Source organism: Thioalkalivibrio denitrificans (genome assembly GCF_002000365.1).
Taxonomy (GTDB): Bacteria; Pseudomonadota; Gammaproteobacteria; order Ectothiorhodospirales; family Ectothiorhodospiraceae; genus Thioalkalivibrio_A; species Thioalkalivibrio_A denitrificans.
Map to the genome: position 1 here is coordinate 1 of NZ_MVBK01000099.1, position 14,776 is coordinate 14,776.

Annotated in this window: 15 protein-coding genes and 1 pseudogene; 5 read left to right on the forward strand and 11 right to left on the reverse strand. The window is 59.8% G+C overall.

Features of this window, described 5'->3' with window-relative positions; genetic code table 11:
• The 6 genes and pseudogenes from B1C78_RS14330 to B1C78_RS18100 all read right to left on the reverse strand — a co-directional run.
• The coding region (locus B1C78_RS14330; protein WP_139349955.1) for an MFS transporter at positions 1–350 on the reverse strand (350 nt) is incomplete at its 3' end.
• Positions 351–730: 380 nt separating this feature from the next.
• A pseudogene (locus B1C78_RS17475) lies at positions 731–1,000 on the reverse strand (transposase); the annotation flags it as partial.
• 30 nt (positions 1,001–1,030) lie between these two features.
• Positions 1,031–1,729 carry an RNA polymerase sigma factor gene (locus B1C78_RS14335; protein WP_077279857.1) on the reverse strand — a complete coding sequence of 233 codons (699 nt, stop codon included), beginning with the start codon at positions 1,727–1,729 and terminating at the stop codon, positions 1,031–1,033.
• A gap of 2 nt (positions 1,730–1,731) precedes the next feature.
• A complete protein-coding gene (locus B1C78_RS14340; protein WP_077279858.1) occupies positions 1,732–2,256 on the reverse strand; it encodes a cupredoxin domain-containing protein in 525 nt (174 codons plus the stop codon).
• On the reverse strand, positions 2,253–2,702 hold the full coding sequence (locus tag B1C78_RS14345; RefSeq protein ID WP_139349956.1) for a hypothetical protein: 450 nt from the start codon (positions 2,700–2,702) through the stop codon (positions 2,253–2,255). Before B1C78_RS14345 ends, B1C78_RS14340 begins: the two co-directional genes overlap by 4 nt.
• A gap of 1,321 nt (positions 2,703–4,023) precedes the next feature.
• Positions 4,024–4,569, reverse strand: a complete 546-nt coding sequence (locus tag B1C78_RS18100) for a transposase (RefSeq protein WP_175628320.1) — start codon at positions 4,567–4,569, stop codon at positions 4,024–4,026.
• Positions 4,570–4,645: 76 nt separating this feature from the next.
• On the opposite strand from B1C78_RS18100, the gene dsrA reads away from it, so the two are divergent.
• The 5 genes from dsrA (at position 4,646) to B1C78_RS14380 (ending at position 10,277) form a co-directional block, all read left to right on the forward strand.
• Positions 4,646–5,878 carry a dissimilatory-type sulfite reductase subunit alpha gene (gene dsrA, locus B1C78_RS14360; protein WP_077279861.1) on the forward strand — a complete coding sequence of 411 codons (1,233 nt, stop codon included), beginning with the start codon at positions 4,646–4,648 and terminating at the stop codon, positions 5,876–5,878.
• Between the two features lie 56 nt (positions 5,879–5,934).
• Positions 5,935–7,011 carry a dissimilatory-type sulfite reductase subunit beta gene (gene dsrB / locus B1C78_RS14365; protein WP_077279862.1) on the forward strand — a complete coding sequence of 359 codons (1,077 nt, stop codon included), beginning with the start codon at positions 5,935–5,937 and terminating at the stop codon, positions 7,009–7,011.
• Positions 7,012–7,113: 102 nt separating this feature from the next.
• Positions 7,114–7,257 carry a hypothetical protein gene (locus tag B1C78_RS14370; protein WP_245795443.1) on the forward strand — a complete coding sequence of 48 codons (144 nt, stop codon included), beginning with the start codon at positions 7,114–7,116 and terminating at the stop codon, positions 7,255–7,257.
• Between the two features lie 110 nt (positions 7,258–7,367).
• On the forward strand, positions 7,368–9,314 hold the full coding sequence (locus B1C78_RS14375; protein WP_077279863.1) for an NAD(P)-binding protein: 1,947 nt from the start codon (positions 7,368–7,370) through the stop codon (positions 9,312–9,314).
• 327 nt (positions 9,315–9,641) lie between these two features.
• Positions 9,642–10,277, forward strand: a complete 636-nt coding sequence (locus B1C78_RS14380; protein WP_077279864.1) for a CBS domain-containing protein — start codon at positions 9,642–9,644, stop codon at positions 10,275–10,277.
• A 277-nt stretch (positions 10,278–10,554) separates the two neighbouring features.
• Here B1C78_RS14380 and fdxA read toward each other — a convergent pair whose 3' ends face one another.
• The 5 genes from fdxA to B1C78_RS14405 all read right to left on the reverse strand — a co-directional run bounded on the left by fdxA (position 10,555) and on the right by B1C78_RS14405 (position 14,507).
• A complete protein-coding gene (gene fdxA, locus B1C78_RS14385; RefSeq protein ID WP_077279865.1) occupies positions 10,555–10,911 on the reverse strand; it encodes a ferredoxin FdxA in 357 nt (118 codons plus the stop codon).
• Positions 10,912–11,398: 487 nt separating this feature from the next.
• Entirely contained in the window at positions 11,399–12,418 is a 1,020-nt protein-coding gene (locus tag B1C78_RS14390) for a multicopper oxidase domain-containing protein (RefSeq protein ID WP_077279866.1), read from the reverse strand.
• Between the two features lie 50 nt (positions 12,419–12,468).
• Positions 12,469–12,795 carry a c-type cytochrome gene (locus tag B1C78_RS14395; protein ID WP_217698043.1) on the reverse strand — a complete coding sequence of 109 codons (327 nt, stop codon included), beginning with the start codon at positions 12,793–12,795 and terminating at the stop codon, positions 12,469–12,471.
• A gap of 17 nt (positions 12,796–12,812) precedes the next feature.
• Complete coding sequence (locus B1C78_RS14400; RefSeq protein ID WP_175628321.1) at positions 12,813–13,532, reverse strand: c-type cytochrome; 720 nt, start codon at positions 13,530–13,532, stop codon at positions 12,813–12,815.
• 33 nt (positions 13,533–13,565) lie between these two features.
• Positions 13,566–14,507 (reverse strand): multicopper oxidase domain-containing protein, encoded by a 942-nt coding sequence (locus B1C78_RS14405; protein WP_077279869.1) that lies wholly within the window; start codon positions 14,505–14,507, stop codon positions 13,566–13,568.
• Between the last annotated feature and the right edge of the window lie 269 nt (positions 14,508–14,776).

Sequence of the window (14,776 nt, forward strand, 5' to 3'; positions counted from 1 at the left end):
CCCGCCAGCACCATGCACCCGAGCATCGCCCAGTACCCGGGCACCAGCCCCACCAGCAGGATGCCCAAGCCGTTCAGGGCCAGCCCCAGCACCAGGATCGCACGCCCGCCCACCCGGTCCACCAGCAACCCCATGGGCAGTTGCATCAGCCCGGTCACTACTGCATACACCGACAGCAACAGGCCCAGCGCCGCGTAGCTCAGGCCCAGTTCCCCGTGCAGTAGCGGGAACACCGGCGGCAGCACCAGCATGTAGAAATGGCTGAAGGCATGCGCCGTGGACACCAGGCCCACGGTACGCCGCTCCCCAGCGGGGAAGGGTGCAATGAGGGAAATCACGGCCGAAATCATGCAGCGCTCCCGACAACTCCTTAAACGAACAAAACGGCCGGAACCGACAAGGCCGGCAAGACACCTACCGTACCATCTGACCGCGCCTGGCGGCCTTCGACCGGAGTGCGTACGTGAAACGAGAGGACCGCCGATCCACGCCAGAGACCGAGCCGCTATCCGGGTGTCAGAGGCATCCGTGCCATGGACGATTAAACATGTATATGAACTGTATCATTTTGAGAGACACTGGACAAATCTGCCCATACCTGGGGAATACGAACGAAGTGGACCCGGTTTGCTGCTGAAACAGCTTCGCCTCCAGATAGGGGCTTTGCGAAGCAACCGACGCAGACTCACAAGGAGCAGTTTCTAACCGAGAGGTCGTGCTCGCGGGTCGTGTAGCCCTTGTTCCCATGCGCCTCGAACTCTTCACCGTGCAGCGGTTCATGGGTGCTCGAGACATCCGGCACCTTCGCCGCCGTGCTCACCACTGTGTGCACCAGTCCGTCAGCGGCATCCACACCCACACGGGCCTTGATGCCGAAGTACCACTAGTTGCCCTTCTTGGACGAACTCATCTTAGAGTCGCGCTGGCTCTAGGGGTTCTTCGTGGAGCTCGGCGCAGCAATCAGGGTAGCATCGACCATGGTGCCCTTGCGCAGGATCAGAACGCACTCGCCCATGCAATAGGCACTCCATCAGCAGGTGGTTAGCGAACGAACCACGCGCTCTGCCATGCCGGCGCAGCGCGCGCCGGCAAACGGGAAGATCACATCAAATCCCCCCCGTATTCGGACTTCCAACTGCTTGCGCAGACTTCGACGCGCCCGGAACAGCCGGGTCTTAACCGTAACCGGATTGATATTGAGATCGCGCGAAATCGCCAGGATACTCATCCCTTCGGTTTCTCTCATCAGAAACACAACTCGAAGCGGGGCTGGCAGTTCCGCAACGGCCGCTTCCAGGATCTGTCTGATTTGCTGTCGCCCTGCTTGTTGGTATGGATCATCGACTGCGGCGCTTGGGAATGTCACCACCCGCTCGTTGACTGACTTCTCCTCCACAGTGTCTAGCGGGACATGATCACGCCACCTGCTTCGCTGGCGCATGAGAGCCGTGTTGACGGCGATGCGACTGAGCCATGTGGCAAACCGGGCTTCTCCGCGGAAATCGCTCAGTCGCCTGAATGCGCTCACGTATGTCTCCTGCACCACATCCTCGGCATCCGCATCCGACTGAACGATACCTCGGGCAATTCGGAAGAGACGCGGATTGAAACGTCGAATCAGCTCCCTTATCGCGGCCTCATCCTGTGCACGAGCTGCGCACAACAGGCTCTCCTCATCAAGCTCTGCCGCCCGTTCGGTAGTCAGTTTGGTTACTGGCACGCTTGTCATCGTCAGTTCTCCACTATGACCCGTTTATGATGAAGGATACTTTCAACTGATGGCAAAGCGTTGGTTACGGCTTCCGGCAATTCATCATCACTATCTTCCATGGCCTGCCATTCGAGGTTCTCCACAGGGTCCACAACGATGCGGCCGACCATGCCTGCATGTTCGTGGGGAACGCAGTAATAGTCATAAACACCGGGAACATCGAGCCGCACGTCGAAGTGCTCGCCCGGCATCAGATATCCAGAGTCCCATGGCTCTGCCTGCTCAGGAATACGCGCCGGACGGCCATTCAGCGATGGGTGATAAGTGGTCGCCGTATGACTGTTAACCGGGTCCTTGTTGCTGAAGCGCATGACCGTACCGGTTGGCACCAATAGTCCCTGGGGCGTAAACCAAATGCGTTCCCCCCGGGGCGTACCACGCATCTCAATCACCGCGTGCTCCTCCGCCAGGAGCCAGAGCGGTACTACGAGGGTAGCGATACCGGCCCCGGTCCCTTTCAGCCATTGACGTCTGGTCAGCTTCATTCTGCCAATCGCCCTTTCGCACCTTCATCGTGGAACAGAACCACATGGGCATGCGGTGCTTCGACGCCTGGGTGGCCTGCATTGTAGTAAATATCGACTGAAACCACGTTGCTATTGCCAACAGCCAGATCATCAAACGAGATTCCGCCCTCAAGATCCTTCAGGGGAGTCATGTAGATCGTGGCAGACAGGCGGCCATCGCGGTCGTAACCCAGGAACGGGCCCGCCGGCAGAGTATCCGGGGCCACGAAGATCGTGCCAAGACCGGGGATGAACTCCGGCAAGGGCAGCAGCCTGCTGACCTGCGCATAAGGCGCTGGCGGGGGCATAGTGTCCAGTTTGGCGTTTGCCTCAGGACCGCTTGCCAAGGCAGCGCATGCGCTCAGTACCGCGAGCGCGGTGATGCTCGTGAGTGCGACGACGAATCGGTTTATCTCTATGCTCATAGCTCTCTTCCTCTTCCAATGCATGTATCGGGCAAAAATAAAGCCGGAGACGACACCGACTTGATGAGAGAGATGCATGGAGAGCACATAAGGTTCCCGTCAAAAGACATGGTTCCACCCCAGTTCCAACGAAATCGGAGTTGAGCGTGATTGCTACTGCATAGTCGCTTCAGGCGTATGCACACGGCTCTGGCGCTGGAGAACACTGCGCTCAAGGTCGTAATCGCAAGGTATTTGCTCTGAGGCTGGCGCGCCCAGCGCGAGTGGGTCGTTGGCCTGATCGGAAAGCACGGACTGCGTAAACTCCGCGCCGGCGCGGCAACAGGCATCTCGCGCTCAGTGATCCGCTACAGGCGCTGCTCGGATCGGGATGAGGAGGTGATGTCGCTGCCGCTAGAGTTGTCCGAGAACTACCCGGAGGGGGGATTCTCGGAGCTTTAGAAGCTCATCCCTGGCCTGGGAATGCCCTGGAACCACAAGCCGGTGTGGCGCGTGTACTGTGACCTCAAGCTCGAACCTGCGCCGCAAGGGCATGAAACGGCTGTATAAGCGCGCGCCACAGCCGCTCGCCGTGCCCGAGGCGGCTAACGCCACCTGGTCGGCGGACTTCATGTCCGACGCACTATGGGATAGCCCGCCCTGTCGCACTTTCAACTGGATCGATGACTTCAACCGGGAGGCACCGGCCATCGAGATCGACCTGAAGCTGCCGGCCACCCGTGTGGTGCGCGTGCTGAAGCGCGTCGCGGCTTGCCGAGGCTACCCGAGCAGGCTGCGCTGGACATTGGGCCTGAACTTGTGGCGGCAGCGCTGGCAGACTGGGCCGGAAAGAGTGGCGTTGAACTGGAGTTCATACTACTCAGCCGTCCGATGCAGGACGACTTCATCGGGCAACTCAACGGGGGCTACCGCCGAAATGGGTTGCAGACGATATTCTGGCATCGGCCTGATTCCTGTCATGGGCCGACGGGTGATCCCATACTTCCTTGTGAAGTGGTCTGTAGATAAGGAAAGCATAAGTATCTTTACCGCGCAGTTCACGAATAATCCGTTGCCGCCGAAAGGGCGCCAGCTTTGCTGCACCGCAGAATCCACTCGGGTGTTGTCAGGCCGATCCTGGAGACAACCCCCAGGTTGCTACGTATCAGCAAATTCCGTGGGCCGGCAAGAACGCCGTACCGCCGGTTCCCGGAGAACTCAGCGAAGTACGCGGTTGCACGCAGGCAAGCCGCACCTGACTGCCGTCACTCGGGACCTCAGCCGAATTAGCCCCTCAGTGGAGCCCGGCCCTCGGGTATCTAGACGGCTGACACGCAGTCGCCTATTTCCCCTGGTGGGTGAGGATCTTCGCGATCAGCGATGGGTCTTCCATGCAGGGGATAACCAGGACGGCCACGCCGCATTGCTGACAGGTTCCGATCTCGTTGTCGAAAACACGCTTGGGCCTCCATGCACATGTCATCGAGCCCCGACGCTCGGCATGTGACCGATCTTGTGTCGTGGGACACGCCCTGGACTTGTTGCCCTTGCCCCGCCTGGCAGACACCAGCAACGCACCCTGTTTGATGTTTCGGGCGAAGACACTGTGGACTCTTGTGAGATTCACTCGCGGCCTGGGCGCCAGTGCCATCAGCCGGATGATGAAGGGAGAGGGCTCGAACATGGCGCGATTGGTTCCGTCCCAGTAAGGCGTCATCAGCCGGAAGTGGATGTTGCCGTTGGCGATTCGCCACAGGCGTTTCTCCGAATATCGCGGAGCGGATCCATGAACCGGGCAGCGCCGGTTGACGTGGATCAACTGCGCGGCCGGGGCTATGCATAAGGAGATATATCCGGGCAACCCACCGCGGACTATGGTCACTTTCACCGATGATATCTAAAGAATCGGTGTTAATGATCTTACATATCGCTAAATGCGATATTAAAATCCGAGGAAGTGACCTATGGCCAAGCAGCATGACACGCCCAATCTGGACCAGCTCGAGAGCGGTCCGTGGCCCAGTTTTGTCACCGGACTGAAGCGGCTTGCGGAACGAAGCGACATGATCGGAGACGTGCTCGGGCAGCTCGAGTACTCCTATCAGACACGCAAGGGCTACTGGAAGGGTGGCACCGTCTCGGTTCGAGGCTACGGGGGCGGGATCATTCCCCGGTTCTCCGAAGTCACCGAAAAGTTCCCGGATGCCGCCGAGTTTCACACTCTGCGTGTCATGCCGGCACCCGGCATGCACTACAACACCAACATCCTGAGAAAGCTCTGCGATGTGTGGGACAGGAACGGCTCAGGCCTTCTGGCCCTGCACGGCCAGAGCGGTGACATGATGTTCCAGGGGGCACGCTCGGATCAGGTGCAGCAGGCGTTCGACGAGATCAACGAGCTGGGTTTCGATCTCGGCGGCGCGGGCCCCTCCGTGCGCACCTCCATGTCCTGCGTCGGAGCGGCACGCTGTGAACATTCCTGTTACAGCGAGGCGGTCGCGCATCGAAAGGTGATGAACTCCTTCGTCGATGACCTGCACAGGCCGGCGCTGCCCTACAAGTTCAAGTTCAAGTTCTCCGGGTGCCCCAACGATTGCATGAACTCCATTCAGCGCGCCGATATGGCCGTCATCGGGACCTGGCGGGACGATATCCAGGTCAAGCAGGAGGAGGTCGGCGAGTTTATCAAGGCCAAGGGCCGGCAGTACGTCATCGACAACGTGGTCGCCCGATGCCCGACGAGCTGCATCTCGCTCAGAGACGACGACACGCTGGACATCGACAACCGCAACTGCGTGCGCTGCATGCACTGCATCAACGTGATGACCAAGGCTCTGTCACCGGGCAATGACCGCGGTGTCACCATCCTGGTGGGCGGCAAACGCACACTCAAGATCGGTGACCTGTTTGGCAGTGTCATCGTGCCTTTCAAGAAGCTCGAGACCGAAGAGGACTATGACAGTCTGGTGGAACTGGCCGGGACGATCATCGATTTCTGGGGGGAGAACGGCCTGGAGCATGAACGCTGTGGCGAGATGATCGATCGCATCGGCCTGGCGAACTTCCTCGAGGCGATCGGCCTGGAGGTGGACCCCTCCATGGTCGTGCATCCGCGCACCAGCTCCTATGTGCGTACCGACCGATGGGAGGAAGAGGCGGAGAAATGGCGCATGCGCCATGCCGAGAGTACGGGCTGAACATGCCAGCCTCATCGTGTCACCTCTCAGACTGAATTGATCAGGAGCCCAAAACAATGTCACAGCAGCAGTTACGACAGGCGGTGGAGAGCGGCGTCCCGGACGCATTCCAGTACATGCACCCGTTGATGGCCAGTAACTACGGCCAATGGGACTGGCATGACCGACCGCGTCCGGGTGTGTTGCACCATGTCGCAAAGAACGGAGACCAGATCTGGACCGTGCGGGCGGGCACACAGCGGCAGATGGATACGGACACCATCCGCAAGCTCTGCGCGATCGCGGACGAGTTCGCCGAGGGCCACGTGCGCTTCACCATCCGCAGCAACATCGAGTTCATGGTCAGCTCTGCGGAGAAGGTGGATCCGCTGATCGGGAAACTCAACCAGGAAGGGTTCCCGGTGGGTGGGACGGGCAATTCCATGTCCATGATCGCGCACACCCAGGGCTTCCTGCATTGCGACATACCCGCGACGGATGCATCCGGGGTGGTGAAGTCTCTCATGGATGAACTCTACGACGAATTCGTCAATGAGCGGATGCCCAATCGTGTGCGTATTTCCACGTCCTGTTGCCAGATCAACTGCGGCGGTCAGGCGGATATCGCCATCAACGTACAGCACACCAAGCCGCCGAAGATCAATCATGACCTCGTGGCCAACGTCTGTGAACGGCCCTCCGTGGTGGCGCGCTGTCCCGTGGCGGCCATCCGGCCGGCGCTGGTCAACGGCAAGCCGTCCCTGGAGGTGGACGAGCGCAAGTGCGTGTGCTGCGGCGCCTGCTACCCGCCGTGCCCGCCCATGCAGATCAATGACCCGGAACATTCGAAACTAGCCATCTGGATCGGGGGCAAGAACTCCAACGCGCGCTCCAAGCCGACCTTCCAGAAACTGGTGGCGGCGGGCCTGCCCAACAACCCGCCCCGCTGGCCGGAGGTGGCGGCGCTGGTGAAGAAGATCCTGCGCTGCTACCAGGAGGACGCCAGGGACTGGGAACGGGTGGGTGAGTGGGTCGAGCGGATCGGCTGGGCGCGCTTCTTCGAGCTCACCGATCTGCCGTTTACGCGCTTCCACGTGGAGACCTGGCGCGGCGCGCGTAACAGCCTGAACGCTTCAAGCCATATCCGCTTCTGAGACGTCTTGCAGAAGCGGAGCTTGCGAGACTCCACCTTCGGGGCCCACGCGGCCCCGAGGGTTCGACACCCACAGGCCAATTCAAGCCTGATGGAATTGCGCGTGAAGGGCGCCCTGCCCCGCATGCAGGCCCTCAAGCAGGTGGTGGAGGAGAACGGCGTGACGCACCTGGCGGCCATCTGCGCCAGCTGCAAGAACCAGTTTCCAAGGTACTGCCCTATTACGGATTCCAGAGGGATCAAATGATGAGCGTGCACCAGCTGATGAGCGACGCCATCGTTCTGGGTCAGAAACAGTAAGCGAAAACGACCAAATCGACATCAGGCCTACGGCCGGATTTGACTAGGAGAGTAAGCATGGCAACTTCCAGCGATGACATGAAATTGACGTTCCGGAGATTTCGAGACGGCGATCACGAACAGCGCAGCTGGAGAGAGGCGATCTTCGAGGGCGATCACTCCCACAAGTGCCCTGTCTACGTACACCGGACGCCGCCCTGCCAGGGGTCTTGCCCGTCCGGCGAGGACATCCGCGGCTGGCTGCAGATCGTGCGCGGCATCGAGAAGCCGCCGGCCGAGATGACCATGCAGGAATATGCGTTCCGGCGCCTGACCAGCGCGAACCCCTTCCCCTCGGTCATGGGCCGTGTCTGCCCGGCGCCCTGCGAGTCCGGCTGCAACCGCAACGAGGTGGACGACTTCGTCGGCATCAACTCCGTCGAGCAGTTCATCGGCGACACTGCATATGAGCAAAACTTCAAGTATGAGGAGGCCCCTGCCCTGTCCGGCAAGCGCGTGGCCATCATCGGTGGTGGCCCCGGCGGCATGTCCGCGGCCTATCACCTGCGCCGCCGCGGCCATGCCAGCACCATCTTCGACGACCACGAGGAGCTGGGCGGCATGATGATGTACGGCATCCCGGAGTACCGGGTGCCGCGCGATCGCCTGCGTCACGAGATCAAACGCATCCTGGACCTGGGGGACATCGAGGCGCGCCTCCAGACCCGGGTCGGAACGGACGTGAGCCTGGAGGACGTGGAGAAGGAATTCGACGCCGTGGTCTGGGCCGTGGGCTGCCAGACCGGCCGAAAGCTGCCGGTTCCGGGTGGTGACGCTCCCAACTGCATCACCGGTGTGGACTTCCTGGAAGCCTTCAACACCGGGCGCATAAAGGTCCTGAACACCGACAAGATCATCTGTGTGGGCGGTGGTGACACCTCCATTGACGTGGTCTCGGTCGCCCGGCGTCTCGGCAAGATCGAGGCCGAGAACATCACCGACCACCCGGAGGACATGGTTCACGGCTACGTGGGCCACGACAGCGCCATGTCCGCCATGCGTTCCGGTGCCGACGTGACGCTGACCTCCCTGTACCCCAAGGAGAAGATGACCGCCGCGGAACACGAGGTGCGCGATGCACTGCGCGAGGGTGTGACCATCCTCGACGGCGTGATGCCCGTGGAGGTGGTGCTCAACGACAAGGGCCGCGCCACGGGCCTGAAGATGGCCAAGTGCGAATTTGACGGCAATACCCCGAAGCCGGTACAAGGCAGCGAGTTCGTCGTGGAGGCCAACCTGATCATTTCCGCCATCGGCCAGGGCGGCGACCTGTCGGGTCTCGAGACCCTGGACAACGGCCGAGGCTTCATCGACACCGACAAGTTCTACCAGGTGCCGGGTAAGGAAGGGCATTTCGTCATCGGTGACATCATCCGCCCGCACCTGCTGACCACGGCCATCGGCCACGGCGCCATTGCAGCGGACAGCATCGACCACTTCCTGCGCCAGAAAGAGCCTATCAAGCGCCCGCGCGTGGACGTGCATCACTTCAACCTGCTCTGCAAGCTTCAGGAATTCGGCTTGGAGCCGGCCCCCTACTCCGGTGGAGAGACCTGGGGCACCTCCGAAGGCGAGTTCGCTGTGCACAACTACGAGGACCGCTCGTTCCAGGAGATCATCTCCCACGAGAGGCTCTTCAAGGGGCATTTCCCATTTGTCCCGCGTAACCTGCGCCAGGAGCGCGGGCCGGGTGCCGAGGATGTGGTGGGGCATTTCGAGGAGCGCATGCAGGGCCTGTCCGAGGCGGAGGCCGTCGAGGAGGCCAAGCGCTGCATGAGCTGCGGCATGTGCTTCGAGTGCGACAACTGCGTGATCTACTGCCCGCAGACTGCCGTGTACCGGGTGCCCAAGAAGCAGTCGGCCACGGGCCGCTACGTGGCCACTGACTACGCCAAGTGCATCGGCTGCCATATCTGCGCGGAGGTCTGCCCCACCGGCTACATCGACATGGCGATGGGTGAGTAGACAGACGGCAGGAGATCTTTCGCGCCCGTCTGATCCTTCTCGGCCTCCTGCTGATGGGGTGTTGTATTGATGCTCGCTGTCTACGGCCGGGTGAACCCCCTCAGGTGATGGAGGCCCGGGGGGATAGCCGGTGGGGGTCATAGGCCGGGACCACATGAAGATACCCGGTATCGAGCAGGGTCCGGCAGTTCACTTCGGCATCCGGAATCCCGAGCATAGTTCAGCCCTTAATATCGTGAAACTCGATCTTAAAGGCCAATAAATTTCGCTTTCCTTTGTCTTAGGCGGCTCCTAAGCTCTATTAAGGAACGGTTCTCGGAGCTGGCCATGACCAAGACAGCCCATGGTCTGATTCGTGAAGACTTCGTTAGGGCACTGGCGGAGTCAAACACCCTCGTAGATATCACCATAGACAATCTAATGGCACTACATACCCGGGCCGAGAGGCACGCACGTTTCCGAGTCACCGGCAACCTGCGCGTGGAAGACATGATGACCCAGTCGGTCGTGACCGTCGAGGCCGATTGCTCACTGTCGGAGGCTGCGCATCTGCTGGTGACGCACCGAATCAGCGGGCTGCCGGTGGTGGACAGCGACAAACGCCTGCGGGGCGTGATTACCGAGGCTGATTTCCTGCGCACGCTGGGAGTGCCCAGCCATCACCCCACCCACAGCCTGTGGCAGACGCTCGAGGCGATGTTCGCGCATCACAGCGGACTTCAGGAACCGACCGGCACAGTCGAGGAGGTGATGGTCACCGATGTCATCACGGCAACGCCGGAACACACGCTGCACGATGTGCTCGATCTGATGAAGAAGAACCGGATCAAGCGTCTGGTGGTGTGCGACGACGCTCGGCGCGTCGTGGGCATGATCACGCGCTCCGACCTGGTGCGGGTGTTCTTCGATCGCATCCGGCAGGCCGGCGACGAGGCGCCGCCGGCGACCATAGCTGACGACTAGCTGCGCAACCAATACGAACCACACCTAGGGCGACAATCAGAAATATGTCTTCTCAACGGTCTGGGCATTCATGAGTGACCGCGTGTGCCCTTGGTACGCATGGCGCTGTGGATTGTGTTCGATGAGTTGCTCGGGCAAGTCAAGCAACTTCCGCTCCACCCTGACCAGGTGCCGCGCAACGCTTCACCTCCAGCCACTGGAATCGCATTCCTTCCCCTGCGATTGGGCTCACCATTGTGTCCGTGAGTACGGAGGTCGGAACCTGTGCAGGTGATGATTACTCAGAGTCCTCCAGCCTACCGGCCGGTTCAGGATTGAAGTGGTTTTCATACTTGCTCGGAATACCTGCCCACTCGTCAGCATCAGACGGCGCGTCTTTCACTTGGGAAATCACTGGCCATCTCGGCGCGTACTCTGCGTTGATGCCCAGGAAGTGCTGCTGGTCAGGTGGTAAGTCATCCTCGAAGTAGATAGCGTTGACCGGGCACTCTGGCACACATAAGCTGCAGTCGATGCATTCCTCTGGATCGATCACAAGCATGTTTTCACCTTCGTGGAAACAATCGACTGGACAGACTCCTACGCAATCAGTGTACTTGCACTTGATGCAGTCATCGGTTACGACATAGGTCACGATCGCACCTCATCAGGAATAAGCACGCCAGCCGCACTAGGCTTACCCGCCAAGTTCCGGACCAAGGGAAGAAGCAACCCACACCGTGAACTTGATTATCTATCTGGTTAGTCAGGACAATCCGAGAGCAAACCTGACCGCCTAGACATGCTCAGCGCCCTTCCTTAAATCACCACACCCATTGCTGCCGGCGGACCGGTTACACCACGCCGCCCATCTACGCCGGAAGCCACAGTCGCGATCCACAACTCACTACCCTCATCCAGGGAGAGAAGCTCCTCGATTTCACCAAATGACACCAATGCTCCCGAGAGTGAAGGATGTGCGATCCCCTGATCGTCCGGGTGATCTTCCTGACGCTCGAAAGAAGCATGTTGCCTGAGCCTTAAGTCCACGCAAACACCCGGTAGCCATGGGCCCCAGGCGACATCCCTGTCACATCGGGGTGCGACTCCGGCGTTCTGCCGGCTCCGGAAACCCTTCCGGCTCAATTGAGGTCCCTGCCGCGATGAACCGGGATGTCATGCAATCCGAACGGCTTGCGCATGGATTCGATCATGTAGAAATCCGGTTGATACTCGATGTTCTTCCAGTCATACCATTCGGGCTTCTCGATCTCCTCATATTCGACCACCAACATGGATCCGCCATGTTCCCGACCGTTGTTCGTGGTGTGATGGTCGATGTGGTCATGGGTCATCCAGAGGCCCGGGTTGTTCATATGAACAATCACGTCGTAGCGCTCCCCAGGTTGCATCCCGACCACATCCACTTCATAGGGTTCCGGTAACAGTTTACCGTCCTTGTGGGTGACGATCATGTCGTGTCCGTGCAGGTGAAAGGCGACGGGAATGGTCGCCGCAAACAGTCTCATGCGCAGCACGTCACCTTCACGCACCCGGATGGGCTGTGTCATGGGGAATGACTTGCCGTTGATGGAGAAATAGTTAAGCGCGTCACCGGGACGCGGTCCGTCCCCATAGCTGTCCGCATATTTGGCCGACCATCCGGAGAACATGAGGATCGCTTCGTGCGTCACCTTCTGCTCCAGCGCCGTCGGCTCTTTGGGTTCCACGATCAGGGGACCCCACATGCCTCGTATGCCCACGTGTTCGTTGACATTCACATGGCAGTGATACCAGAGACTACCCACCTTGTCGGCCACGAACCGGTACGTATAGCTCTCGCCGGGCTCAATGGGATGCTGCGTCACGTGCGGCACCCCGTCAGATTGCCAGGTTCCTGTCTGAAAAATGCCATGCCAGTGCACGGTATGGCTCAGACCCGTGAGGTTGTGAACGGTCACCTCCACTTCGTCCCCTTCCTGTACCCGGATCAGGGGGCCTGGAACCTGACCATTGAAGCCCCACACCTGCGCCGTAAAGTTCGGCGCCACGTCGATCTCCACTTCTTCGATCGTCATCTCGAATTGGCGCACTTCTGCCATCACCGTCGGTACGGCGATTAGCAGCAGAATAGTCAGAGTCAAACGAATTGTCATCGGCATTGAACAGTCTCCTACTCTTGATTCGGGCGTATATCGTTCCGATCAAACCGTCACGGCTCCTCACAACACAGTTCGCGAAGGTAACGAACCAGCACGTGGATCTGATCATCATCGAGGTTGTGACTCCAGGCAGGCATCAGCACCGACTGGTTGATGGATGCACCGCCATTTCTGATGACACGGAACAACTCCTCGTCCGAGCGCCCCATCATCTCGGTACGGTCGGTGTGATCCCTCGGGAACACAGACATGTGCGGCGCATTGATGCCCTTTCCTGTCCCCTCGACACCGTGACACTGGACGCAATAGCGTTCATAGAGAAGGCGTCCTTCTTGGGCCATCGCGGAGCCCGCGACAGCTATCAGCATTACGATCATTACAAGGATTCGCATGTTTATTCCTCGGCGATGGTCTTGAGATAGTTCGCCAGCCTGTGGATGGCGGCATCATTCATCTCGAGCACCGGCATCATCGTGCCCGGATTCCACTGGCCCGGAGACCTCACAAAGGACACGATGAACTCGGGCTGGAGGCGGCTCCAGGCGCTATAAAGCTCGGGCCCGGATACGCCGCCTTCCCCCTTCACGTCCTGATGGCAGGCCACACAACCCTTGAAGCGTCGGAAGTCCAGCCGCGCCATTCGCAAAGGCACCGTGGACGGCTCGTAATCTTCCTCCGCGAGCCGATCCGCGTAAGGAGTCAATGTCATCAGGTACCTGGCGACCTCCTCGGCGAGCTTCGCATCGAGCACGGGATGGTTGACGAGACTTGCCTCGTCGATCACATCACCCTCCGGGGTTGCCCGAACATGGGTCGGCGGGTAGTAGCCGGCCGGCCGGATCCGCTCGGGCGCCTGAAGCCACTCGAGCAGCCACTCCTCCCGATACTTGTCGCCTGCGTAGTAGAGCGGTGGGCCGAGCTCCGCTCGAATCGCGGGCGAATGACTCGCGCCATCACCCGGCTTTACTGCGTGACAGGCCAAGCAGTTCTCCTTCACGAACGCTGCCACGTCGGTGCCGGCGCCACCCTTGAAGTAACGGGGCGAGTCATCGGCCCCCGCCGGTGCGCCCAGAACCAGCAGCGCACCGATAAACAGCCATCTGGCAGTCGACATGAGATCACCTCCTATCCATCGGACAGACATGGATCAGCGCGGAATCAGGTTGTCGCCGCGCCCCAGCTCCGGATCGGCATCGGCATGGTTCATCAGCACGGTAATTGCGCCCTTCATGGCATGGCGCATGCGGTGATCGACGATGGCATTGTTCGTCGGCCGATCAGCTGGCGACACGATATCCATCACCATGCCATGCGCCGGCGCCACCTCGACTGTCTGCAAACCATGACGCAGATTCAGAGGATGCCCGTTGTCCCAGACACGATCCCAGATGCCGGCAATCGGATGGAGTGCCGCACCCTCGTTGATCATTGCGTTCACGAAATAAATGCGCACGCGCTCTCCAGGCTCGGCCTCGAGCGTCAGCGCGGCGTTGGGGTCATGTACCGGGTCGTAGTGAAAGGATTTGCCATTGATTAGAATGGCTTGCCAACGTTGGCCCATGGTGATGTCTTCCGGCGATGTCCCCTGCTCGAACAGATCGCCCTGGACCAGGACATACTCTCGATCCGGCGCCGGATATGCGTCCGTATAACCCTCCTTCGGGTCCACGATGATCACCCCGTACATCCCGCGTGCAATGTGCTCCGACATGGAATCGCTCCCGCAGTGATAGAGGAACACGCCGGGATAGTCAGCTGTGAAGGTGAACTGCTTGCTCTCCCCGGGGCGGACATCACTGAATTCATCGAGCACATCGACACGCGCGGCATGGAAATCCATCGAGTGGCTGTTGCCGTTGTCCGGATGGTTGTGCAGCGTGAAATCGACAGTATCCCCCTGTCGGACCCTGACCAGCGGGCCTGGTATGGTGCCATCATAGGTCCACATGCGTTGGGTGCTGCCGGCATTGTCCACGGCAACATCGATCTCCTTGACCGTCATCTCGACTTTCACGGTCTCGGCATAGAGGGGGTAAGCGGTGAATCCGGCTACGGCGAGCAGCGCGGCGGGCAGTGTGCGTCTCAACATGATGCCTCCCGTTTTGGTTGACGTTAGCGAGAGAGCTCCTGGGTTCCGAAGTATCTACCCTTAAAGCGTCTCGTCGGGCGCATCTTTACAAGACGTGCCCTGAACATCAAACACGGTTTAACAACATTTTCACCGTAACAGTCGGGAACGTGGAACCCACAAATGATCACACAACTCACTGATACACGGTCTTTTGTTGTCGTGTCTTATGCAAGTCCATCGTTAGCATGTGGCTATCTTAGAGACTCCTATGGCCCTTTGCAGAATCT

Coding starts and splice junctions, on each gene's coding strand:
- B1C78_RS14335 (WP_077279857.1), bottom strand. CDS start 1,729: ATGACAAGCGTGCCAGTAACCAAACTGACTACCGAACGGGCGGCAGAG.
- B1C78_RS14340 (WP_077279858.1), bottom strand. CDS start 2,256: ATGAAGCTGACCAGACGTCAATGGCTGAAAGGGACCGGGGCCGGTATC.
- B1C78_RS14345 (WP_139349956.1), bottom strand. CDS start 2,702: ATGAGCATAGAGATAAACCGATTCGTCGTCGCACTCACGAGCATCACC.
- dsrA (WP_077279861.1), top strand. CDS start 4,646: ATGGCCAAGCAGCATGACACGCCCAATCTGGACCAGCTCGAGAGCGGT.
- dsrB (WP_077279862.1), top strand. CDS start 5,935: ATGTCACAGCAGCAGTTACGACAGGCGGTGGAGAGCGGCGTCCCGGAC.
- B1C78_RS14375 (WP_077279863.1), top strand. CDS start 7,368: ATGGCAACTTCCAGCGATGACATGAAATTGACGTTCCGGAGATTTCGA.
- B1C78_RS14380 (WP_077279864.1), top strand. CDS start 9,642: ATGACCAAGACAGCCCATGGTCTGATTCGTGAAGACTTCGTTAGGGCA.
- B1C78_RS14390 (WP_077279866.1), bottom strand. CDS start 12,418: ATGCCGATGACAATTCGTTTGACTCTGACTATTCTGCTGCTAATCGCC.
- B1C78_RS14395 (WP_217698043.1), bottom strand. CDS start 12,795: ATGATCGTAATGCTGATAGCTGTCGCGGGCTCCGCGATGGCCCAAGAA.
- B1C78_RS14400 (WP_175628321.1), bottom strand. CDS start 13,532: ATGTCGACTGCCAGATGGCTGTTTATCGGTGCGCTGCTGGTTCTGGGC.
- B1C78_RS14405 (WP_077279869.1), bottom strand. CDS start 14,507: ATGTTGAGACGCACACTGCCCGCCGCGCTGCTCGCCGTAGCCGGATTC.